The sequence below is a fragment of the Oleiphilus sp. HI0086 genome (assembly GCF_001635225.1).
On the sequence record NZ_LWFZ01001528.1, the window covers coordinates 1 to 725 of the forward strand.

The 725-nt window shown below is 43.7% G+C and carries 1 protein-coding gene; it reads left to right on the forward strand.

Features of this window, described 5'->3' with window-relative positions; all coding sequences use genetic code 11:
• A partial coding sequence (locus A3756_RS25680) for a DUF819 family protein (protein ID WP_156490780.1) occupies positions 1 to 725 on the forward strand: 725 nt, incomplete at both ends.

Here is a 725-nt window from a genome sequence, read left to right on the forward strand (position 1 = left end):
ATGATTATCACGACGATTCTGTCTTTACTGTTTGATGGGCGAATAGAGCATTTGTGGCAAGTTGCTGGATTAGCGGTCGGCGCGTATACCGGAGGAGGCCCGAATATGGCGGCTATTAGTGCGGCAATTGAAGGTGAGCAGTCGGTGTTTATTACGATGACCAGCTATGATATTTTGCTGTCGGCCTTATATCTATTATTTGTTGTGAGCCTCGCAAAACCGCTGTTTAGCCGGTTTTTAAAAGCCTTCAATGAAAGCGAAAAGTTGCCCTTGAATAGCACGTCGGGTGGGGGGCTCTTTGATCACTTGAGTGATGAAAGTTCACATGCCTATAAGCAGCTAGTGAGCAAAGAAAATGTTTTAAATGTTGCCTCTGTACTCGGCTTTGCAGTGTTGGCATTGGTTATTGGTATAGGCCTTTCTCAGTTGTTCCCGAAAAGTATGTCTTCAGTAGTGACGATAGTGGCGATTACGAGTGCTGGTCTGGGCTTGTCATTTTTTCCTCAGGTAAAGCGTTTGAAGCAGAGCTTTCATTGCGGCATGTATTTGGTGCTAGTGTTTTGTTTTACCATGGGCACAATGACCAACTTGGAAATTCTAAGTGCTCTGAATGTAGAGTTATTTCTCTTTATCGCCTTGTTATTGGTTGGCACGTTAATTCTGCATGCTAGTTTATGCAAGCTATTTAAAGTCGATACAGATACCTTCTTGATTAGTTCGGCCGC